24 protein-coding genes are annotated in these 21,083 nt (G+C 69.2%); 19 read left to right on the top strand and 5 right to left on the bottom strand.

The window, feature by feature from the left end; translation table 11 throughout:
- Positions 1-2 precede the first annotated feature (2 nt).
- From AC1RGU_RS04755 to AC1RGU_RS04725, 7 genes are read left to right on the top strand one after another with little or no spacing between them, the layout of a single operon-like run.
- On the top strand, positions 3-1,109 hold the full coding sequence (locus tag AC1RGU_RS04755) for an S-(hydroxymethyl)glutathione dehydrogenase/class III alcohol dehydrogenase (protein WP_062470720.1): 1,107 nt from the start codon (positions 3-5) through the stop codon (positions 1,107-1,109).
- Between the two features lie 19 nt (positions 1,110-1,128).
- A complete protein-coding gene (locus AC1RGU_RS04750; RefSeq protein ID WP_492695099.1) occupies positions 1,129-2,058 on the top strand; it encodes an alpha/beta fold hydrolase in 930 nt (309 codons plus the stop codon).
- Complete coding sequence (gene fghA / locus AC1RGU_RS04745; protein ID WP_492695097.1) at positions 2,055-2,933, top strand: S-formylglutathione hydrolase; 879 nt, start codon at positions 2,055-2,057, stop codon at positions 2,931-2,933. The genes AC1RGU_RS04750 and fghA overlap by 4 nt, the downstream gene beginning before the upstream one ends.
- A 37-nt stretch (positions 2,934-2,970) precedes the next feature.
- Positions 2,971-3,474 (top strand): GNAT family N-acetyltransferase, encoded by a 504-nt coding sequence (locus AC1RGU_RS04740; protein ID WP_070059688.1) that lies wholly within the window; start codon positions 2,971-2,973, stop codon positions 3,472-3,474.
- Positions 3,475-3,500: 26 nt separating this feature from the next.
- Complete coding sequence (locus AC1RGU_RS04735) at positions 3,501-3,896, top strand: VOC family protein (RefSeq protein WP_492695094.1); 396 nt, start codon at positions 3,501-3,503, stop codon at positions 3,894-3,896.
- Complete coding sequence (locus AC1RGU_RS04730; protein ID WP_492695092.1) at positions 3,893-4,279, top strand: TfoX/Sxy family protein; 387 nt, start codon at positions 3,893-3,895, stop codon at positions 4,277-4,279. Before AC1RGU_RS04735 ends, AC1RGU_RS04730 begins: the two co-directional genes overlap by 4 nt.
- Positions 4,276-4,896, top strand: coding sequence for a 3'-5' exonuclease (locus AC1RGU_RS04725; protein ID WP_492695090.1), 621 nt, complete (start codon positions 4,276-4,278; stop codon positions 4,894-4,896). Before AC1RGU_RS04730 ends, AC1RGU_RS04725 begins: the two co-directional genes overlap by 4 nt.
- 14 nt (positions 4,897-4,910) lie before the next feature.
- Here AC1RGU_RS04725 and AC1RGU_RS04720 read toward each other — a convergent pair whose 3' ends face one another.
- A complete protein-coding gene (locus AC1RGU_RS04720) occupies positions 4,911-5,639 on the bottom strand; it encodes an alpha/beta fold hydrolase (RefSeq protein WP_492695088.1) in 729 nt (242 codons plus the stop codon).
- Between the two features lie 168 nt (positions 5,640-5,807).
- Between AC1RGU_RS04720 and AC1RGU_RS04715 the strand changes: the two genes are divergently transcribed.
- The 5 genes from AC1RGU_RS04715 to AC1RGU_RS04695 all read left to right on the top strand — a co-directional run bounded on the left by AC1RGU_RS04715 (position 5,808) and on the right by AC1RGU_RS04695 (position 10,060).
- Positions 5,808-6,125: an ArsR/SmtB family transcription factor gene (locus AC1RGU_RS04715; protein WP_492695086.1), complete on the top strand. Its 318-nt coding sequence runs from the start codon at positions 5,808-5,810 to the stop codon at positions 6,123-6,125.
- A 304-nt stretch (positions 6,126-6,429) separates the two neighbouring features.
- On the top strand, positions 6,430-7,716 hold the full coding sequence (locus AC1RGU_RS04710; protein ID WP_492695084.1) for an arsenic transporter: 1,287 nt from the start codon (positions 6,430-6,432) through the stop codon (positions 7,714-7,716).
- Between the two features lie 36 nt (positions 7,717-7,752).
- Entirely contained in the window at positions 7,753-8,184 is a 432-nt protein-coding gene (arsC, locus tag AC1RGU_RS04705) for an arsenate reductase (glutaredoxin) (RefSeq protein ID WP_492695082.1), read from the top strand.
- On the top strand, positions 8,168-8,887 hold the full coding sequence (gene arsH, locus AC1RGU_RS04700) for an arsenical resistance protein ArsH (RefSeq protein WP_307637953.1): 720 nt from the start codon (positions 8,168-8,170) through the stop codon (positions 8,885-8,887). The genes arsC and arsH overlap by 17 nt, the downstream gene beginning before the upstream one ends.
- A gap of 147 nt (positions 8,888-9,034) precedes the next feature.
- Positions 9,035-10,060 carry an AraC family transcriptional regulator gene (locus AC1RGU_RS04695; RefSeq protein WP_492695080.1) on the top strand — a complete coding sequence of 342 codons (1,026 nt, stop codon included), beginning with the start codon at positions 9,035-9,037 and terminating at the stop codon, positions 10,058-10,060.
- Positions 10,061-10,070: 10 nt separating this feature from the next.
- Here the strand turns inward: AC1RGU_RS04695 and AC1RGU_RS04690 are convergent, their stop codons facing one another.
- Positions 10,071-11,267 carry an ABC transporter substrate-binding protein gene (locus AC1RGU_RS04690; protein ID WP_492695078.1) on the bottom strand — a complete coding sequence of 399 codons (1,197 nt, stop codon included), beginning with the start codon at positions 11,265-11,267 and terminating at the stop codon, positions 10,071-10,073.
- A gap of 186 nt (positions 11,268-11,453) precedes the next feature.
- Between AC1RGU_RS04690 and AC1RGU_RS04685 the strand changes: the two genes are divergently transcribed.
- The 6 genes from AC1RGU_RS04685 to AC1RGU_RS04660 are packed head-to-tail and all read left to right on the top strand — an operon-like array spanning position 11,454 to position 16,911.
- On the top strand, positions 11,454-12,716 hold the full coding sequence (locus AC1RGU_RS04685; RefSeq protein WP_492695076.1) for a dienelactone hydrolase family protein: 1,263 nt from the start codon (positions 11,454-11,456) through the stop codon (positions 12,714-12,716).
- Entirely contained in the window at positions 12,713-13,678 is a 966-nt protein-coding gene (locus AC1RGU_RS04680; RefSeq protein ID WP_492695074.1) for a PDR/VanB family oxidoreductase, read from the top strand. Before AC1RGU_RS04685 ends, AC1RGU_RS04680 begins: the two co-directional genes overlap by 4 nt.
- Before the next feature lie 23 nt (positions 13,679-13,701).
- The gene (locus AC1RGU_RS04675) at positions 13,702-15,057 is read left to right on the top strand and encodes an aromatic ring-hydroxylating dioxygenase subunit alpha (RefSeq protein ID WP_492695072.1); all 1,356 of its coding nucleotides are present in this window, start codon (positions 13,702-13,704) and stop codon (positions 15,055-15,057) included.
- On the top strand, positions 15,054-15,539 hold the full coding sequence (locus AC1RGU_RS04670; protein WP_307637947.1) for an aromatic-ring-hydroxylating dioxygenase subunit beta: 486 nt from the start codon (positions 15,054-15,056) through the stop codon (positions 15,537-15,539). Before AC1RGU_RS04675 ends, AC1RGU_RS04670 begins: the two co-directional genes overlap by 4 nt.
- Complete coding sequence (locus AC1RGU_RS04665) at positions 15,536-16,129, top strand: cysteine hydrolase family protein (protein ID WP_492695070.1); 594 nt, start codon at positions 15,536-15,538, stop codon at positions 16,127-16,129. The genes AC1RGU_RS04670 and AC1RGU_RS04665 overlap by 4 nt, the downstream gene beginning before the upstream one ends.
- Positions 16,126-16,911, top strand: coding sequence for an SDR family oxidoreductase (locus AC1RGU_RS04660; RefSeq protein ID WP_492695068.1), 786 nt, complete (start codon positions 16,126-16,128; stop codon positions 16,909-16,911). The genes AC1RGU_RS04665 and AC1RGU_RS04660 overlap by 4 nt, the downstream gene beginning before the upstream one ends.
- 7 nt (positions 16,912-16,918) lie before the next feature.
- Here the strand turns inward: AC1RGU_RS04660 and AC1RGU_RS04655 are convergent, their stop codons facing one another.
- Positions 16,919-17,917: an AraC-like ligand-binding domain-containing protein gene (locus AC1RGU_RS04655; protein WP_492695066.1), complete on the bottom strand. Its 999-nt coding sequence runs from the start codon at positions 17,915-17,917 to the stop codon at positions 16,919-16,921.
- 128 nt (positions 17,918-18,045) lie between these two features.
- Between AC1RGU_RS04655 and gnd the strand changes: the two genes are divergently transcribed.
- Positions 18,046-19,467 (top strand): decarboxylating NADP(+)-dependent phosphogluconate dehydrogenase, encoded by a 1,422-nt coding sequence (gnd, locus tag AC1RGU_RS04650; RefSeq protein ID WP_492695064.1) that lies wholly within the window; start codon positions 18,046-18,048, stop codon positions 19,465-19,467.
- 143 nt (positions 19,468-19,610) lie between these two features.
- On the opposite strand, the gene AC1RGU_RS04645 is transcribed toward gnd, so the two are convergent.
- A complete protein-coding gene (locus AC1RGU_RS04645) occupies positions 19,611-20,120 on the bottom strand; it encodes a gluconokinase (RefSeq protein ID WP_492695062.1) in 510 nt (169 codons plus the stop codon).
- Positions 20,121-20,233: 113 nt separating this feature from the next.
- The gene (locus AC1RGU_RS04640; protein ID WP_492695060.1) at positions 20,234-21,064 is read right to left on the bottom strand and encodes a helix-turn-helix transcriptional regulator; all 831 of its coding nucleotides are present in this window, start codon (positions 21,062-21,064) and stop codon (positions 20,234-20,236) included.
- Between the last annotated feature and the right edge of the window lie 19 nt (positions 21,065-21,083).

The following is a 21,083-nucleotide window of genomic DNA, read 5'->3' as shown; positions in this document are numbered from 1 at the left end:
CCATGAAAACCAAAGCCGCCGTCGCCTGGCAAGCAGGCCAACCCCTGACCATCGAAACCGTGGACCTCCAGGGCCCCAAGTTCGGTGAAGTGCTGGTCGAGATCAAGGCCACCGGCATCTGCCACACCGACTACTACACGCTCTCGGGCGCCGACCCCGAAGGCATCTTCCCCGCCATCCTGGGCCATGAAGGCGCAGGCATCGTGGTCGACGTCGGCCCCGGCGTCACCACGCTGAAAAAGGGCGACCACGTCATTCCGCTGTACACGCCCGAATGCCGCCAGTGCAAGTTCTGCCTGAGCCGCAAGACCAACCTGTGCCAGCTGATCCGCGGCACGCAGGGCAAGGGCCTGATGCCCGACGCCACCAGCCGCTTCAGCCTCGACGGCAAGCCCATCTTCCATTACATGGGCACCAGCACCTTCAGCAACTACACGGTGGCACCCGAGATCTCGCTGGCCAAAATCCGCGAAGACGCGCCCTTCGACAAGGTCTGCTACATCGGCTGCGGCGTCACCACCGGCATCGGCGCGGTGATCTTCACGGCCAAGGTCGAAGCCGGCGCGAACGTCGTAGTGTTCGGCCTGGGCGGCATCGGCCTGAACGTGATCCAGGGCGCCAAGATGGTGGGCGCCGACAAGATCATCGGCGTCGACCTGAACCCCGAGCGCGAGGCGATGGCCCGCAAGTTCGGCATGACCCACTTCATCAACCCCAAGACCACCGAGAACGTGGTCGACGCCATCGTGCAGTTGACCGACGGCGGCGCCGACTACAGCTTCGAGTGCATCGGCAACACGCAGGTGATGCGCCAGGCGCTCGAATGCACGCACAAGGGCTGGGGCCGCAGCATCATCATCGGCGTGGCCGAGGCCGGTGCCGAGATCAGCACGCGCCCGTTCCAGCTGGTCACCGGCCGCAAGTGGGAAGGCTCGGCCTTCGGCGGCGCGCGCGGCCGCACCGACGTGCCGAAGATCGTCGACTGGTACATGGAAGGCAAGATCAACATCGACGACCTGATCACGCACACCATGCCGCTGGAAGACATCAACAAGGGCTTCGACCTGATGAAGCGCGGCGAGTCGATCCGCGGCGTGGTCCTGTACTAAGCCCGAGGAGGCGCCCGCCATGAACCGCATGGAACCCCTGCGCAAGATAGAAGCGGGCGTCCTCGAGATCGCCTATTACGAAGCCGGCCCGGCCGATGGCCCGCCCGTGCTGCTGATGCACGGCTTTCCATACGACATTCACACTTACGCCGAAGTCGCGCCGATGCTGGCCGCCCAAGGCTGCCGCGTGATCGTGCCGTACATGCGCGGCTATGGCGCCACGCGCTTCCTGAGCGAGGCCACGCCGCGCTCGGGCGAACAGGCGGCCTTCGGTGCCGACCTGCTCGCGCTGCTCGACGCGCTGAAGATCGACCGCGCCGTGCTGGCCGGCTACGACTGGGGCGGCCGCGCCGCCTGCGTGGTGGCGGCGCTGTGGCCCGAACGCTGCGCGGGGCTGGTCTCGCTCAACAGCTACAACATCCAGAACATCGCCAAGGCGATGGAACCCGACACGGCTGAGAACGAGCACAGCCTCTGGTACCAGTACTACTTCCACAGCGAACGCGGCCGCGCCGGCCTCGCGAAGGACCGCAAGGCCCTCACGAAGCTGTTGTGGCAGCTGTGGTCGCCGACCTGGCGCTTCGACGACGCCACCTTCGAACGCAGCGCCGCCGCCTTCGACCACCCCGACTTCGTGGACGTGGTGATCCATTCGTACCGCCACCGCTTCGGCCTTGTGCCCGGCGACCCGGCCTATGCCGACATCGAACGCCGCCTTGCCGCGCAGCCGACGATCACCGTGCCCGCCATCACCTTCGACGGCATCGACGACGGCGTGCGACCGCCCGCCGATGCCTCGGCCCACGCGCACCGCTTCAGTGGGCCGCGCTCGCACCGCCTCGTGCCCGGCGCAGGCCACAACCTGCCGCAGGAAGCGCCGCGCACCTTCGCGGACGCCGTGCTTGAACTCGTGCCCGCGCTGCGCAGCCAGACGACCTCCTCTTCATGACCGACACCACCCCGACACTTCTTTCCGAACACCACGCCTTCGGCGGCGTGCAGCGCTTCGTCGAGCACCGCTCGCACGAGATCGGCCTGCCGATGCGCTTCTCGGTCTACCTGCCGCCGCAGGCCGCGCACACGCGCGTGCCCGCCCTGCTCTACCTTGCCGGCCTGACCTGCAACGAGGAAACCTTCGCGGTGAAGGCCGGCGCGCAGCGCATGGCCGCCAGCCTGGGCGTTGCGCTGATCGCGCCCGACACCAGCCCGCGCGGCGCCGGCCCCGAAGGCCTGCCGGGCGCCAAAGACAGCTGGGACTTCGGCATCGGCGCCGGCTTCTACCTCGACGCCACCGCCGAGCCCTGGGCCACGCACTGGCGCATGGAAAGCTGGATCGTGCACGAGCTGCTGCCGCTGGTGGCCCGCCACTTTCCCATCGACGGCGAGCGCATCGGCATCTTCGGCCACTCGATGGGCGGCCACGGCGCGCTCACGCTGGCGCTGCGGCACCCGGGGCGCTTCAAGTCGCTCTCGGCCTTCGCGCCGATCTGCGCGCCCACCCAGTGCCCATGGGGCCAGAAGGCCTTCGCCGGCTACCTGGGCGAGCCCGGCGACGACCGCGCGCAATGGCTCGCGCACGACGCCAGCGCGCTGATGCAATCGCAGACCGTGGCGCCCTATCCGCAGGGCATCCTCATCGACCAGGGCCTGGCCGACAAATTCCTCGCCGAGCAGCTGCACCCCGAGGCCTTCGAGGCCGCCTGCTTCGCCGCCGGCCAGCCGCTCACGCTGCGCCGCCACGCGGGCTACGACCACGGCTACTACTTCATCCAGAGCTTCATGGCCGACCACATCGCGCACCACGCGCAGACGCTGAACGCCTGAGCACAAGGGGGTGCGGTCCGCACCCGGCGTGGCTATCATGGTCCGCATGTCCGCCGCCCAGATTCCTGCCTTCCAGCTGCGCTCGCGCGATGGCGGCGCCGAGGAGAACATGGTGCTCGCGGGCATCTGGCGCCGCGCCTGGGTGTCGGCCAACCGCAGCGCCGTCCACGTCGAGCCCATCGGCCACTGGCTGCGGCGCGTGCAGACCGAATTCATCCCGCCCGCCGACGTGGTGCTGGCCGAGCGCGATGGCCAGGTGCTGGCCTTCATGGTGCTGCTCACGGCGCGCGAGTACGTGGCCCAGCTGTTCGTCGAACCGCACCTGCGCAGCCAGGGCCTGGGCAAGGCGCTGCTCGACGAGGCCTGCGTGCGCATGCCGCACGGCTGGCGGCTGCACGTGGCCGTCACCAACACCGAGGCGCAGCGGTTCTACGAACGCTACGGCCTCGTGCGCGGCGTGGTCGACCGCCACCCCGGCAGCGGACGCGAACGCATCGCCTACCATTGGTCGCCCACCCGCGCGCCCTGGCGCACGGGCTGACACCCTCCGCACTTCCTTCCTGCCCCATGCGCGTCCGCATCGACCACATCGCCCTCTGGACCACCGACCTCGAACGCTGCAAGCGCTTCTACGTCGACTACTTCGGCGCCACCGCCGGTGCCGGCTACGTGAACCCGGCCAAGGGCTTCGCCTCGTGCTTCCTGAGCCTGGGCGACGGCGCGCGCATCGAGGCCATGACCACCAGCACCCTCTCGCCCGTGGTCGCCGAGGCCGGCGCGCAGCGCATGGGCTGGACGCACCTGGCGATCTCGGTCAGCTCCGACGCCGAGGTCGATGCGCTCACGCAGCGGCTGAAGGCCGACGGCTATCCGCTGCTCGACGGCCCGCGCCGCACCGGCGACGGCTACTACGAGAGCGTGGTGCTTGACCCGGACGGCAACCGCATCGAGATCACTGCATGAGCGCATTCGTCCAGAGCCTGCACGAGACCTTCGAACGCCTCGGCCGCATCGAGACCCGCCGCATGTTCGGCGGCCACGGCGTGTGGCACGAGGGCCGCATGATCGCGCTCGTCGCCAAGGACACGCTGTACCTCAAGGCCGACGCCGGCAGCGCCTCGCACTTCGATGCGCTGAACCTGCCGCCCTTCACCTACGTGCGCGAAGGCAAGGAGATGCCGATGTCGTACCGCCTGGCGCCGGCCGACCTGTTCGAAGACCGCGAGGAAGCCGCGCGCTGGGGCCGCCTGGCCTACGAGGCCGCGCTGCGTTCGGGCCAGCCGCCGAAGCCGAAGAAGCCCAAACCCAAGACAACCCCCAAGGCCGCGAAAGCAAAGACCCGGTGAACGCCCCCCACAACAACAGCCACCGGCTCCCTCCGCTTCCCGAACGTGAACAGATCGCGCTGCTCGACCCCTTCGACAGCCTCGACCTGAAAGACATCGTGGTCGTCAGCTCGCTGGCCGAAGCCGAGCGCGCCGCGGACGAATTGCTCGACGCCGGCGTGGCGGGCTTCGACACCGAGTCGCGCCCCACCTTCGCGAAGAACGAAGTGTCGACCGGCCCGCACGTCGTGCAGTTCGCCACGCGCGACACGGCCTGGCTGTTCCAGCTGCACCGCGACGAATGCAACCCCGTGGTCGCGGGCCTGCTCGCGTCCACCGCACTGCGCAAGGTCGGCTTCGGCCTTTCGAGCGACCTGTCGCTGATCCGCCTGCGGCTGGCCATTGCGCCGCAGGCCGTGTTCGACATCGACGACGAGTTCCGCCGGCGTGGCTACCGCCGCTCGGTCGGCGTGAAGACGGCGGTGGCGCTGATGTTCAACCGCCGCTTCGCCAAGTCGCGCAAGGCGACCACCTCGAACTGGGCGCACAAGCAGCTCACCGAATCGCAGATCCGCTACGCGGCAAACGACGCCTATGCGTCGCTGCGCGTGTTCGACGCGCTCTTTCCCAACGGCTGACCGAGCACCTTCCGTCAGTCGCGCCCTGCTTCGAGGATCGCCTGCGCCAGCCGCTGCGGGTTCGAGAAGAACATCTCGTGGCTGCCCGGGCACTCCACGAGCCGGAACAACCCCAGCCGCTCCGACAGCCGCGGATGCCACGGCAGGCTGTGCGGCAGCGCCGTGTCCTGCTGGCAATTGACGTACGACTTGCCCAGCGCCAGCGCCGCCAGCGGCTGCTTCAGCTGGATCTTGTCGGTGAAGGTGCGGTACGGGTGCGGGTTGAGCTTGTCGTAGGCGGACTGCGCCAGCGGCAGGTCGGCGTCGTTGATGAAGGCCTCGCGCCAGATCTCGAAGGGCAGCATCACGGCGTTCTTGTTGGCCGCAGCCACCGCGTCGAACATGGTCACGTAGTGCGGCGGCACCATGTCGTTGAGCGCCTCGCCATCGAGCGGCACGAAGGCGTTGATGTAGACCAGCCGCCGCAGCCGCGCCGCGATGCGGTCGGCCACACCGGAGATCACCATGCCGCCGTAGCTGTGGCCCACGAGCCGCACCTGCGTGAGGTCCTTGGCCTCGATGAAGCGGACCACCGAAGCGATGGCGTCGGCCAGGCCGGTGCCCGCGCGGTCGTCGCCGGGGTTGTTGCCCGCCACGGTGGGGCAATGCACGGTGTGGCCGGCCGCGCGCAGGCCGTCGGCCACGGCCTCCATTTCGGCGCCGGTGTGCCAGGCGCCGTGAACCAGAACATAGGTGTCGGACATGGGTGTCTCCTTCGTTGGATGCGTCGTTGGGGGATGAGCCGAAGGCGACTGTAGAAAAAGCGGTACGTCGCGGATGGCCGTTGCCTGCCAGGGCGATGGCCGATTCGTGCCACCGGTCTTTCTGTGCCGTGGGTTGCCTCTCTTCAATAATTCAAAGATACTTGAACAATGGAAGAAAACGATGTGGTCCGCGCCTTGGGTGCACTCGCGCAACCCGTGCGCCTGCGGGTGTTCCGTGCCTTGGTGGTGGCGGGGCCCGACGGGCTGACGCCGGGTGCGCTGACCGAAGCGCTGGCGGTACCGGCGACGGGGCTGTCCTTTCACCTCAAGGAGCTGGTGAACGCGAACCTGGTCTCGCAAGAGCGCCAGGGGCGCAACCTCATCTACCGCGCGTCGTTCGAGCGGATGAACGGCCTGCTCGGCTACCTCACCGAGAACTGCTGCCAAGGGGAAGCCTGTCTTCCGGCAAGCACCTGCGACTGCTGACCATGAAAGCTTGTGCTGTTGCACGCAGCGTGCGTGCGCTCTGGCGTGCTCCCGCCGACGGGGCACCTTGCTCCGCGAATGTCCTCCGGGCTTCGCCCTCCCCCTTGATTTCGCTGCGCAAGGCACCCCATCGACGTGAGCATTGGGCAGTGCAGTCGTTGATCGGCCAGCACCACGACCGCGCTCGGTGTGCGCAGGACACTGGGTGCTTCCCGCAGCGAAATCAAGGAGGAGGCCGCAGGCCGGGGGACATTCGCGGAGGGAAGTACCCGGTGGCCTGTGCACACGCCCTGAACAGAAGAACATGATCCCCGCCCTCCTCATCTTCATCTTCACGCTCGTGCTGGTCATCTGGCAACCACGCGGTTTGGGCATAGGCTGGAGCGCCTCGCTGGGCGCCATCATCGCCCTGCTCTTCGGCGTGGTGCAGCTCACCGACATCCCCGTCGTCTGGGCCATCGTCTGGAACGCCACCGCGACCTTCATCGCCGTCATCCTCATCAGCCTGCTGCTCGACGAAGCCGGCTTCTTCGAGTGGGCCGCGCTGCACGTGGCCCGCTGGGGACGCGGCAACGGCCGGCGGCTGTTCGCCTTCATCGTGCTGCTGGGCGCCGCGGTCTCGGCCCTCTTTGCCAACGACGGCGCGGCGCTGATCCTCACGCCCATCGTGATGGCGATGCTCGTGGCGCTCGGCTTCACGCCGGCGACCACCCTGGCCTTCGTCATGGCGGCGGGCTTCATTGCCGACACGGCCAGCCTGCCGCTCATCGTGTCGAACCTCGTGAACATCGTGTCGGCCGACTTCTTCGGCATCGGCTTCAACGCGTATGCCTCGGTGATGGTGCCGGTCAACGTCGCGGCCGTGCTCGCGAGCCTGGGCGTGCTGCTGTGGTGCTTCCGGCGCGACATTCCCGCGCACTACGACATGGCCCGCCTCAAAAAACCCGCCGACGCGATCCGCGACCGCGACACCTTCCGCGCCGGCTGGGTCGTGCTCGCGCTGCTGCTCGTGGGCTTCTTCGGCCTGGAACCGCTGGGCGTGCCGGTGAGCGCCGTGGCCGCCTTCGGCGCGGTGATCCTGCTCACGGTGGCGGCGCGCGGCCCGGTGATCCACACGCGCCAGGTGCTGCGCGGTGCGCCCTGGCAGATCGTCGTCTTCTCGCTGGGCATGTACCTCGTGGTCTACGGGCTGCGCAACGCCGGTCTCACTGGCCAGATCGCCACGCTGCTGAACCTGTTCGCGCAAGGCGGCGTCTGGGGCGCGGCCATGGGCACCGGCTTTCTCGCGGCGGTGCTCTCCTCGGTCATGAACAACATGCCGACCGTGCTGGTCGGCGCGCTGTCGATCGAGGCCTCGGGCACGGTCGGCCTCGTGAAGGAGGCCATGGTCTATGCCAACGTGATCGGCTGCGACCTCGGCCCGAAGATCACGCCCATCGGCAGCCTGGCCACGCTGCTGTGGCTGCACGTGCTTGCGAAGAAGGGCATGACCATCACCTGGGGCCACTACTTCCGCATCGGCATCGTGCTGACCCTGCCCGTGCTGGCCGCCACGCTCGCCGCGCTGGCGCTGCGGCTCAGCCTGGGCTGACCCATTTTTCTTTCTTCTTCTCTCAACGAGCCTGCCATGAGCGACATCACGATCTATCACAACCCCGCCTGCGGCACGTCGCGCAACGTGCTCGCGCTGATCCGCAACACAGGCGACGAGCCCACCGTCATCGAGTACCTGAAGACACCGCCCGACCGCGCCACGCTCACGCAGCTCATCGCGGCAATGGGCGTGCCCGTGCGCGACGTACTGCGCCAGAAAGGCACGCCGTACGACGAACTGGGCCTGGGCGATCCCAAGTGGAGCGACGAACAGCTCATCGACTTCATGCTGCAGCACCCGATCCTCATCAACCGCCCCATCGTCGTCACGCCGCTGGGCACGCGCCTGTGCCGGCCTTCGGAAGCCGTGCTCGACATCCTGCCCAAGCCGCAGCAAGGCGCGTTCTCCAAGGAAGACGGCGAAGCCGTGATCGACGCGAAAGGCCAGCGTGTCGCCAAGCCCTGATCTGCCACACGTCGACGCCGATGCGTTCCATGTTCCCCGCCTGCAGGAGCTTCTGCCCGCCGAACGCGCCACGCATGCACCACGCATCCTGCTGCTGTACGGTTCGCTGCGCGAGCGCTCCTACAGCCGCCTGCTGACCGAAGAGGCCGCGCGCCTGCTGCGCGCGATGGGCGCCGAGCCCCGCATCTACGACCCGCGCGGCCTTCCGCTGCCCGACGGCGAACCCGAAGACCATCCGAAGGTGCAGGAGCTGCGCGATCTCGCGCAATGGGCCGAGGGCATGGTGTGGACCTCGCCCGAACGCCACGGTGCGATGACCGGGATCATGAAAGCGCAGATCGACTGGATTCCGCTGGCCGTCGGCTCGGTGCGGCCTACGCAGGGCAAGACGCTCGCGGTGATGGAAGTGTCGGGCGGCTCGCAGTCGTTCAACGCGGTGAACCAGCTGCGCGTGCTGGGCCGATGGATGCGCATGATCACCATCCCCAACCAGTCGTCGGTGGCCAAGGCCTTTCTCGAATTCGACGACGCGGGCCGCATGAAGCCCTCGCCCTACTACGAGCGCGTGGTCGACGTGATGGAAGAGCTGGTCAAGTTCACGCTGCTCACGCGCGACTGCGCGGACCACCTGGTCGACCGCTACAGCGAGCGGCGCGAGAGCGCCGAAGCGCTGTCCAAGCGAGTGAATCTCCGCAGCATCTAGACACAAGCCGGGCAGGCTTCTTGCAACGGGGACGCCCGTTGCCCGGGCAACTCCCATGGCGACGCGCGGCGCACCGACGTAGATTCCAGCGTAGAAAAAAGCGTCCGTTTCCGTCGCTTTCCCCACTTTGGCCCCGCAGGAGTGTCCATGGACGCATGGTCGAGTCAGCAACTGTCCCCGCTGTACAGGCGCGAGGTCTTCCGCTCGCGCGAGGCCGAAGAGACGCACGCGCGCGTGGCCCATGAGCTGAAGCCGCACCGCAGCGTGTGGCGCTCGGGCGATGTCGACGCGATCTTCTGCCGCGCCGAGATGAGCGCACTGTCGCTGTGCATCCTGCGCTATGGCTGCGACGTCGACATCGAGCCCGACGCGCTCGGCAACTTCGTGCTGGTGCAGATGCCGCTGCGCGGCCGTGCCGACATCCACACCGGCGGACAGACGCTGCAGATCCACCCCGGGCAAGGCGCCATCATTTCCGCCCACAAGCCGGTGCGCCTGCGCTGGCATGCCGACTGCGAACAGCTGATGCTGAAGATCGAGCTCAGCCGCCTGCAGGAGGTGGCGCGCCATGCCTTCGCGCTGCGCGGCGGCGACACCGTGGGCGAGATCGATTTCGACATGCCCCTGCGCCTGGACGATGCGGCGGGCACGCAGTGGTGCCGCATGGTGGCAAGCCTGGCTTCGCTGCTGCCGCCCACGGAGTTCGAGCGTTACGACCCGCGCTGGCTCGCGCACTGCGAAGACAACCTCATGCTCTACCTGCTGTGCCACCGGCCGAATTCGGTGCTGCAGCGGCATGCCGACGCGCAGCGCGGCACCGAAGAAACCAGCCTGCGGCAGCTGCGGCGGGCCGAAGAGTTCATGCGCGAACGGCTCGACTCGCTGCTCTCACTTGAAGAGGTGGCACAGGCCGCGGGCGTCACGCGCCGCGGGCTCGCCCTGCTCTTCAGGCGCCACCGCGACCTGTCGCCCGGCGAGGTGCTGCGCAACATGCGGCTCGATGCCGCGCATGCACAGCTGACGCGGCACGACGGCGCCAGCGTCACCGAGGTGGCGCTGAACTGCGGCTTCTCGCACCTGAGCCGCTTTGCCGCCTGCTACCGCGAGCGCTTCGGGCAGCTGCCGCGCGACACCTCACGCGACCCCGCGCGGCTGCCCGCCGCGCGGCACTGAACACACCTCCTCAGGACTTCATCGCGCACTGCACAGCGGTGCGGTCCTGGTAGCGCTCCAGCACGGTGCCGATCACCTTGTTGGCGATGCGCCCGCTGCCGTCCTTGGCGACCACGCGCAGGTAGTAGTTCTGGATCGGGAAGTTGTTGGGGCCGTAGCGGAAATCGCCGCGCACCGACTTGTAGTTGGCCGCCTTGATCGCCTTGAGCAGCGCGGGCTTGTCGGCCACCTTGCCGCCGACGTCGCGCACGGCCGCATCCATCGCCATCAGCACGTCGTAGGCCTGGCCGGCATAGAACGACGGGTTGCGCCCGTTGTTCTGCTGGCGGAACGCCGTCACAAAGCGCTGGTTGGCCGGGTTGTCGAGGTCGAACGACCAGTGCGCGGTATTGAAGAGGCCCAGCATCGGCTCGCCGACGGCGGGGATCATGTCCTCGTCGGCCGAGAAGGCGGTGGAGATCAGCGCCACGTCTTTCGACAGCCCCGCGCCGACGAACTGCTTGATGAAGCTCACGCCCATCGCGCCGGGCAGGAAGAAGTACAGCGCATCGGGCTTCGACGCACGGATCTGCGCCAGCTCCGCCGAGTAGTCGAGCTGCCCGAGCTTGGTGTACAGCTCGTCGCCCACGGCGCCCTTGAAGGTGTGCTTGAAGCCGTTGATGGCGTCCTTGCCGCCCGGGTAGCTGGGCGCGATCATCGCGACCTTCTTGAAGCCCTTGTCGCTCGCGAACTTGCCGGCCGACTCGTAGTACGCGTCGTTCGGGTACGAGGCGCCAAAGAAGTACGGGTTGCAGCGCGCGCCCGAGTAGTCGCTCGGGCCGGTGTTGCTCGACAGGTAGGGCACCTTGGCGGCGAAGAGCGGCGGGCCGACGGCCAGCGCGACCGACGAGCCGACGGGCCCGGTGAACAGGTCGATCTTGTCGCGCAGCAGCATGCGCTCAACCACCTGGCGCGCCATCTCGGGGTTGCCGGCCGTGTCGGCCTCGACGAACTCCACCGGCACGCCGCCGAGCTTGCCGCCCAGCTGCTTCATCGCCACGGCGAAGCCGGCCTTGGCCTCGGCGCCGCCGACGGCGAAGGGGCCGGACAGGTCCATCGCCAGACCGACTTTCACGGTCTGCGCGGTCTGCGCCTGCGCGGGTAAAGCCAGCGCGCCCACCAGGACGGTGAGCGCGCACAAGACGGATCGGGGCGTGGCCTGCGACATGAAAGGTCTCCTCGGGGTGAGTTCGTTGAACGTGGGGGGCAGCAAATGCAGGGCGCAGTCTCTGTGCGGCTGCGGCGCCCCGCTATCCGTTTCGTGCGGCGCAAACCGCTGCACGAAATGGACAGACAACGCCCCGGCGCGCTCCCCAGAATCGCCGCCGACCCCACCACTTCAAGAGACGAACCGATGAGCGACACCATCGACATCCCGGCCGGCGACGGCACCCAGACCTTTCGCGGCTACCTGGCCCTGCCGGCCTCGGGGCGCGGCCCCGGCATCGTGCTGTGCCAGGAGATCTTCGGCGTCAACGCCTACGTGCGCGAGGTGGCCGATCTCTATGCGCAGGAAGGCTACGTGGTGCTCGCGCCCGACCTGTTCTGGCGCATGGAGCCCGGCGTCGATCTGGGCTACTCGCCCGAAGACTGGCAGCGCGCCTTCGGCTTCTTCCAGAAGTTCGACATCGAAGCCGGCGTGGCCGACGTCACGGCGAGCGTGAAAGCGCTGCGCGCGCACCCGGCCTGCACCGGCAAGGTCGGCGCGCTGGGCTTCTGCCTCGGCGGCAAGCTGGCCTACCTGGCCGCCGCGCACTCGGGCGTGGACGCGGCCGTGGGCTATTACGGCGTGGGCATCGAGGGCGTGCTCGACCTCGTGCCGCAAATCAAATGCCCGATCGCCCTGCACTTCGCCGAGCTCGATCAGTTCTGCCCGCCCGAGGCCCGCGCCCAGGTGCTCGAAGCCTTCGCCGGCCAGCCCGATGCGCAGATGTACGTCTACCCCGGCGTCGACCACGCCTTTGCACGCACCGGCGGCGAGCACTTCGACAAGCCCTCCACGCTCATGGCGCACCAGCGCTCGATGGCGCTGTTCAAGGACGCGATCGGCCCGGTGTACGACCTCTCTGCGCTGTGGGACAAGCACTGCGAGTACGAGTTCGCCACGCGCGACGTGGTCGCCACCATGGCCACGATGGTGGGCGAGCCCTACGTGAACCACATCCCGACCATGACCGGCGGCGTGGGCGCCAAGGAACTGTCGCGCTTCTACAAGCACCACTTCATTCCGAGCACGCCGCCCGACACGCGGCTCACGCCCATCTCGCGCACCGTGGGCGCAACGCAGATCGTGGACGAGATGCTGTTCAGCTTCACCCACACGGTCGAGATCGACTGGCTGCTCCCGGGCATCGCGCCCACCGGCAAGCCGGTGGAGATCCCGCTCGTGGCCATCGTGAAGTTCCGCGGCGACAAGCTCTATCACGAGCACATCTACTGGGATCAGGCCAGCGTGCTGGTGCAGATCGGCCTGCTCGATCCGAAGGGCCTGCCCGTGGCCGGCGCCGAGACGGCGCGCAAGCTGGTCGACGAGACGCAGCCGTCGAACACGCTGATGCCGCGCTGGGAAAAATCGACCGGCCTCACCATCGCCGACCCGGCGCTGCCCCTGGGATGAGCCACACCGCCGACATGCTGGCGCTGGTCGTGGACGCGGTCACGCCGCTCACGCCGGCCATCAAGGCCTTCGTGCTGCGCTCGGCGAATGGCGAGCCGCTGCCGCCGTTCACGCCGGGCGCGCACCTGGGCGTGCAGGTGGTGCAGGCCAACGGCCACCCGGGTCAGCGTGCCTACTCGCTCGCCAAGCCGCACGACGGCTCCGACCGCTGCGAAATCGCGGTGCTGTGCGAACCGCAGGGCGCGGGCGGCTCGGCCTGGATGCACGCGCTGCAACCCGGCGCCGCGCTGGCCGCGCACGCGCCGCGCAACGACTTCGCTTTGCATGCGGGCAGCGCGCCGCCGCTGCTCATCGCGGGCGGCATCGGCATCACGCCGCTGCTGTGCATGGCGCGATCGCTCGCGGCCGAAGCCCGCCCCTTCGACTTCGTCTATGCCACGCGCAGCGAAGAAGCCACGGCCTACCTGGCCGAGGTGCGCGCGCTCGGTGGCACCGTGGTGCACGACGGCGGCGACCCGGCACGCGGCCTCGACCTGCGCGCGCTGCTGGCCGCGCCCGTGCCCGGTCGCCACCTGCATGTGTGCGGCCCGCGCGGCATGGTGCAGGCGGTGGTCGACACCGCCCGCGCGCTCGGCTGGCCCGAGGACCACGTGCACTTCGAACTCTTCGCCGGCGCCATCGAGCAGGCAGGCGACGCGCCCTTCGAGGTGCGCACGCTGCGCTCGGGCAAGACGCTGACCGTGGCGCCCGACCAGAGCCTGCTCGACGTGCTCATCGCCGCCGGCCTGGACCCGCTGTACGACTGCCGCCAGGGCGACTGCGGCGTGTGCGTGGTGGACGTGGTCGAGGGCGTGCCCGACCACCGCGACCACAACCTCAGTCCGCGCGAGAAGGCGGACGGCAAGACCCTGTGCACCTGCGTGTCGCGCGCCAAGACGCCGCACCTGGTGCTCGACATCTGATGACGTTTCAGGAGACCCACCCGATGAATTCCGTGATCCCCATCATCCCCATCGCGGCGACAAGCCCGATCGACATCCAGTCGCTCGTGCAGCCCGACCGCGTGCACAAGCGCGTCTACACCGACCCCGCCATCTTCGAGCTGGAAATGGACCGCGTGTTCGGCCAAGCCTGGATCTACATCGGCCACGAAAGCCAGGTGCCCAAGCCCGGCGACTACTTCACCACCCGCCTGGGCCGCGAGCCCGTGGTGATGGTGCGCCACACCGACGGCCAAGTGCACGTGATGTTCAACCGCTGCCCGCACAAGGGCGCCAAGCTCGTGCCCGACGGCAGCGGCAGCGCCGGCAAGTTCCTGCGCTGCCTGTACCACGGCTGGACCTTCAAATGCGATGGCAGCCTGCTGTCGGTGCCGCTGCGCAGCGGCTACGAATGCACCGCGCTCGACCTGAAAGACCCGCAGTACGGCGTGCGCAAGGTGGCGCGCGTGGCTTCGCACCGCGGCTTCGTGTTCGCCAGCCTGTCGGAAGACGGGCCCGAGCTGAAGGAATTCCTGGGCGGCGTGGCCACGTCGCTCGACAACTTCTGCGACCGCGCGCCGGAGGGCGAAGTGGAAGTGGCCGGTGGCGTGCAGCGCGTGATCCAGCGCAACAACTGGAAGATCTTCTTCGAGAACCTGCACGACACCATCCACGCCGTGGCCACGCACGAGTCGTCGTGGCGCGCGGCCAAGGAAGAGCACGAGGCCATGCCGGCCGGCACGCCCAAGCCCTTCGAGGTGGTGATCGTCGACGGCAACGGCGAGCCGCTGGAGTTCTGGGAGAAGCTGGAGCTCAAGGGCTACGACCACGGCCACGGCTTCATGGAAGGCATCTTCGTGCCGCCGACCGACCCGGTGAGCCTGGCCTACGTGGCCTCGCTCGAAGCCGCAAAGGGCGCCGAACAGGCCGACGCGATCCTGCGCGTGAACCGGCACAACACCATCGTGTACCCGAGCTGCTCGCCGCACACCTCCTTCCAGCAGATCCGCGTGATCCGGCCGCTGTCGGTGGACCGCACGCTGGTGGAGATCTTCAGCTTCCGCCTGAAGGGTGCACCCGAAGCCACCTTCCAGCGCACGCTCAAGTACACCAACATCGTCAACTCGCCCTCGTCGAACGTGATGCCCGACGACCTGGAGGCCTACAACCGCGTGCAGGAAGGCCTGGGCTCGGACGGCGGCGACTGGGTGAGCATGCACCGCGCCGCCGGGCGCGACCAGCCGCTGCCGGGCGGGCGCGCGTCCAACGGCAACAGCGAGATGCCTTCGCGCAACATGTTCGCGGCGTGGGCCGGGTACATGGGCGTCGACACAGGTGCACAGACCGGGAGCGCCGAATGAACTTCCGCGACTGGAACGAACAGCAGGACCTCACGCAATTCCTGCACCACGAGGCGCGCCTGCTCGACGAGCACCGCTGGGACGAATGGCAGAAGCTCTTCACGCCCGACGGCCTGTACTGGGTGCCGCTGGTGCACGGCCAGGCCGACCACCTCAACCATGCGTCGCTGTTCTGCGAGGACGCCCTGCTGCGCTCGATGCGCGCGCGGCGGCTCGAGCAGGCCCGCGCCTATTCGCAGCAGCCGCCCACGCGCACCGTGCACGTGCTGGGCAACATCGCGCTCGAATCGCGCGACGACGCAGGCTGCACCGTGCGCTCGACCTTCCTGCTGCTGGAGTGGCGCAAGACCGAGCAGCGCACCTTCGGCGGCAGCGTGCTGCACACGCTGCGCCGCGCCGACGACGGCTGGCGCATCCAGACCAAGCGCATCGACCTCGTCAACTGCGACGCGCCGCACGAAGCCCTGCAGGTGTTCCTGTGAAGGCCGCGCTGCTGGCGATGCACTACCAGAACGACGTGCTGCACGTCGACGGCAAGGTGCGCGTGGGCGTGGCCGCCGACGACCCGGCGCGCCCGCGCCTCATCGCCTCGGCCGCGCGGCTCATCGCCGGGGCGCGCGCGAACGGCGTGCCGGTGATCTTCGTGCGCATCGCCTTCGCGCCCGACTACGCCGACTGCCTGCGCAACTGCACGCTGTTCCGCCGCGTGGCCGAAAGCGGCGCGGTGCAGGAAGGCAGCTGGGGCGCCGGGTTCTACGACGAGCTCGCGCCCTTGCCGGGCGAAGCCGTGGTCACCCACAAGCGCAACAACCCCTTCTGGGCCAGCGGGCTCGAAGAGGCGGTGCGCGCCACCGGCGCCAGCCGCCTGTACGTGGCCGGGATCGCCACCAACCACGTGGTCGAGCACGGCGCGCGCCATGCGAGCGACCTGGGCTACGACGTGGCGGTGGTCGCCGACGCCTGCAGCACTGCGCAGGCGCACCTGCAGGCAGCGAGCCTCGAAACCCTGGCGATGCTCGCGGACGTGGTGCGCGTGGATGAGGCCGTGGCGCAGATGGGAGGCCGGCCATGACGACGCTGCAAGGCAAGGTCGCGATCGTGACCGGCGCCGCCGCGCTGCTGGGCAGCGCCATCGTGCGCGCCTTCGTGCAGGCCGGCGCGCGCGTGGTGGCGGTCGACATCGACACGGCGCGCGGCGCCGCCTTGGCGGCCGATGTGGGCGCGGGCTGCCGTTTCGTCGCCTGCGACATCGCCTCGGACGACGCGCTCGATGCGCTCGTGGCCGGCACGCTGCGCACCGAAGGCCGCATCGACTTTCTCATCAACAACGCCGTGGTCTACGGCGATGCAGGCTTGGATGCCGCGCGCGCCGACTGGCTGGGCGCGCTGAACGTCAACCTCGTCTCCGGCGCGATGCTCGTGCAGAAGACCGCCGACGCACTGGCCGCGCACGGCGGCGCCATCGTGAACATGGGCAGCGTCGGCGGCAAGTTCGGCGCGGCGGGCCGGGCGCTGTACCCGGCGGCCAAGGCCGCCATCCTGCAGCTCACGCGCAACCAGGCCGCCACGCTGGCGCCCCGGGGCGTGCGGGTGAACTCGGTGTCGCCGGGCTGGACCTGGTCGGATGCGCTGTCGCGCATGACGAACGGCGACCGCGCACGCGCCGACCGCGTCGGCGCGCCGATGCACCCGCTGGGCCGCGTGGGCGATGGCGACGACGTGGCACAGGTGGTGCTGTTCCTTTGCTCGGACGCGGCGCGCTTCGTCACCGGTGCGGACATCCCGGTCGACGGCGGCTTCTCGATGCTGGGGCCCGACCAGGGCCGTTCGGCGCGCGACTGGTTCGGGGCCTAGCCGCCGCTCAGTCGCGCGACTGCCGCAGCGCCCCCGGCGTGCCGCCCAGGTGCCGGCGGCACAGGCGCACGAAGTGCGAGGCGTCGGCCAGCCCGACGCGCAGGCCGATCTGCGCCACGCTCAGGCGGTCGAAGCGCGCATCGGCCAGCATGCGCTGCGCCACCTGCATGCGGCAGGCGGCCAGCGCATTGGCAAAGGTGGTGGCGCTGTGCCCTGCCCCGCCGCCTTCGGCCAGGCAACGGTGCAGGCTGCGCTCCGAAATGCCGAGCCCCTGCGCCACGGCCGCGGCCGTGAGGCCCGGTTCGGCATGGCGCTCGCGGGTGGCATCGAGCACGCGCTGGCGCAGGGCGGCGCGGCCGCACGGGTCGGGCATGGCCGCGCCGCCGCCCGGGCCGAGCGCCAGGGCCAGCAGCCCGCCGAGCTGGTCGGCCAGCAGCGCCGCCGGCAGCGGCGGCCGCAGGGCCACCTCGGGCGACAGCGCCTGGGCGAAACCGCTGAGCGCCGCGCCCCAGCCGCTGTGGCCGTCGATGCGGCGCGCCACGTGGTCTCCGGCGTCGGGCAGCCACGACTCGACCCAGGCGGTCGGCAGCTCGATCGACACCGTGTCGGCCGACTGCTGCAGGTGAAAGGCGTAGCAGCGCCGCGAATCGACCAGCACCGCGTCGCCGGGCAGCAGGCGCGCCGAGCGCTCTTCCTGCACCGCGACCCAGGGCGAGTCGGCCTTGCACAGCAGGTAGTAGAAGTTGTGGCGGCTGTGGGCGATGGCGCGGCGCGTGCGGTACACGTCCTGCGCGCTGCCGCGCACCCGGTTCACGTGCAGCGGCCCGAGCGGCGCGGATTCGAGCGAGGCGCCGAAGCGGCCGGCCAGCGGGCTGGTCACGTCCATCTCGAGAAAGCCTTCGCAGACCGCGCCGATCCAGTAGTCCAGCCGCTGCGGAGGCGGCACGGTGTCGGTCGACCAGGTGTGGATCGCAGCAGGGGCTGCGGGCATGGCGGCGGAAGTCATCCCGCCAACATAGCCAGCCCGGGCCCGTTTGCCAAGCGGGTATAGACGCCCTCCGACGCCGCGCCGCGCGGGTGCCCGGCACAATGGCCCGCTTCATCCACCGCACACGCACGAAGGGCCCGGCACACATGAGCAAGCAAAGCGATTTCGGATTGATCGGCCTGGCCGTGATGGGACAGAACCTGGTGCTGAACGTGGAAAGCCGCGGCTTCCAGGTCAGCGTCTACAACCGCACCGAGGCCACCACCGAGGCCTTCATTGCCGCCAACCCCGGCAAGCAGCTGGTGGGCGCGAAGACGCTTGAGGAGTTCGTCCAGAGCCTGGCCAAGCCCCGCAAGATCCAGATCATGGTGAAGGCCGGCGCACCGGTCGACCAGGTGATCGAGCAGCTGATTCCGCTGCTCGACAAGGACGACATCGTCATCGACGGCGGCAACAGCCTGTACACCGACACGGAACGGCGCGACGCCTACCTTGCAGCCAAGGGCCTGCGCTTCATCGGCGCGGGCGTGTCGGGCGGCGAGGAAGGCGCGCGCAAGGGGCCGTCGATCATGCCGGGCGGCCCGGCGTCGACCTGGGAGGTGATGAAGCCGATCTTCGAGAGCATCGCGGCCAAGGTGGACGGCGAGCCCTGCGTGATCCACATCGGCCCCGGCGGCGCGGGCCACTACGTGAAGATGGTGCACAACGGCATCGAGTACGGCGACATGCAGCTGATCTGCGAGGCCTACAGCCTGTTCAAGGCGGCCGGCTTCACGACCGACGAGATGGCCGCGATCTTCAACGAATGGAACGAGGGCGAGCTGCAGAGCTACCTGATCCAGATCACCGCCAAGGCGCTCGAACAGAAGGACCCCGAAACCGGCCAGCCGGTGGTCGACCTCATCCTGGACAAGGCCGGCCAGAAAGGCACGGGCCAGTGGACGCTGCTGAACGCGGCCGAGAACGCGGTGGTCATCAGCACCATCAACGCCGCCGTCGAGGCGCGTGTGCTGTCGTCGCAGAAGAAGCAGCGCGTGGCGGCCAGCCAGCTGCTGCAGGGGCCGAAGATCGAACTGTCGCTGGAGAAAAAGGCGCTGGTGGCCAAGGTGCACGACGCGCTCTATGCCTCGAAGGTCATCAGCTACACGCAGGGCTTCGACCTGATCCAGACCATGGGCGAGAAGAAAGGCTGGCAGCTCGACCTGGGCGGCATCGCCTCGATCTGGCGCGGCGGCTGCATCATCCGCGCACGCTTCCTGAACCGCATCACCGACGCCTTCCGCCGCGACCCGGCGCTGGGCAACCTGATGCTCGACCCGTTCTTTCAAGACCTGCTGAACCGCACGCAGCAGAACTGGCGCGAGGTGGTGGCGCTGGCGGTGCGCAACGGCATCCCGGTGCCGGCCTTCAGCGCCTCGCTGGCCTACTACGACAGCTACCGCACGGCGCGCCTGAGCGCGAACCTGCTGCAGGCGCAGCGCGATTTCTTCGGGGCGCACACGTACGAGCGTGTCGACAAACCCGAAGGCCAGTTCTTCCACACCGACTGGCCCGAAGTCATCGAATAAATAAATTGGGCTCGCCCCCAGGCTTCGCGCACTTCGTGTCGCTTCGCCAACCCCCTACCGGGGGCAACACCAGCGGCCCGGCGAAGCCGGTTCCGCGGTGTTTCTGGTGAATGCCCGCTCGCCGCCTCTTCAGGTGATGCGACTCAGCCGGCACCGGTCAGCCAGTCGCGCACCACGCCGACCGGCTGCGCCAGCGGCGCCGTCGCATCCACCGCCAGCACGCCGGCCTCGCCCACCGGCGATTCGAGCGTGGCGAACTGGTTGTCCACGAGGCTGGCCGGGAACATGTGCAGCCCGGCGCCCGCGCGCGCGGCCACGCGGCGCTCGGCTTCGGCGCGGTCGATCTGCATGAACACGAAGCGCAGGCCCGGCGCGGCGGCGCGCAACTGGTCGCGGTAGCTGCGCTTGAGCGCGGAGCAGGTCATGACGGCGCCCTGCGGCGCGTCGGCCAAGGCGCGGCCCAGCGTGGCCAGCCAGCCGGCGCGGTCGGCGTCGGTGAGCGCGATGCCGCGGCTCATCTTGTCGACGTTGGCGGGCGGGTGGTGATCGTCGCCCTCGATCAGCGGCAGCCCGAGCGCCGTGGCCAGCGCCGCGCCCATGCTGGACTTGCCGCAGCCCGAAACCCCCATCACCACGAGCCAGACCCTGTTCATGCGCGCCCTTGACCTTTGTTGAAGCTGACAGGCGCGTGCCGGAGCCGGCACGCGCGGTCACGAATCTACCGCGTCGGCGCCCGGGTGGGCGCAAAGCCGGTGCCGGCCACGGCTCAGACGAGGTGCCAGCGCCGGCTGTGCGGCCCCTGCTTCGCGAACACGTGCGCGAGGTGCTTCTTGACCGTGTTGACACTGATGCCGAGCCGCTCGGCGATCTGCTTGTTGGTCATGTCCCGGTGCATGAGCGACAGCACCTCGTCTTCCCGTGCAGTCAGCCGGAGGGCCGGCGTGGTGCCGCCGGACGCCGGCCGCCCGCCGCTGGCCTTCGCGCGCAACACGCACAGGTACAGCGCCTGCACCACCGGCCCCGGAAAGCCCAGGGTACCCGCCAGCACGGCGTCCAGCGATTGCGCAAGCTGCTCGGCGCTCGCGGCCCACTCGACGCTGCCGCGCGCCTGGCTGCGGAGCGCGGCGTCCAGGCCCTGCGGGGACGGCGCCTCCCAGCCGAGGAGCCAGTCGGTGGCGGGAAAGCGGCGGCGCAGACCGTCCAGGCTGGCGACGTTCTCCGGCGCCATCAGCGCGATGTCCACCAGCAGCAAGCGCGGCGCCTGCGGCCGGCAGCGGGCTTCCAGCTCGAAGAGGCTGTTCACCTGCACGCACGCGACCTCGTACATCCGCCCGGCCCGCTGCCGCGAGGCCAGCAGGCCCTGCCCGAACCGCGGTGACGCGCGGCCGGTGCCGGTGGCGACAAGCACCGGCACGCGGAGGTCGGCCGCAGGGCAAGGGAGGTCGGGGAACGCCGGTTGAAAGCAGTCCGATGCCAACAGCGCGGGTGGCACGAAGGGCGCGAACGGCGACAGGGGACGCAAGCCCTGCATGAACGGCAGCGGGTCTGCGTTCCACGCAGGTTCCAGCCCAGCAGACGGCAGTGGGACTTGTTCCATGGTTTCCCTCCGAGGTGCC

Source organism: Variovorax sp. GW823-FHT02B07, from assembly GCF_058797695.1.
This window is presented reverse-complemented; position numbering and strand designations above follow the sequence as displayed.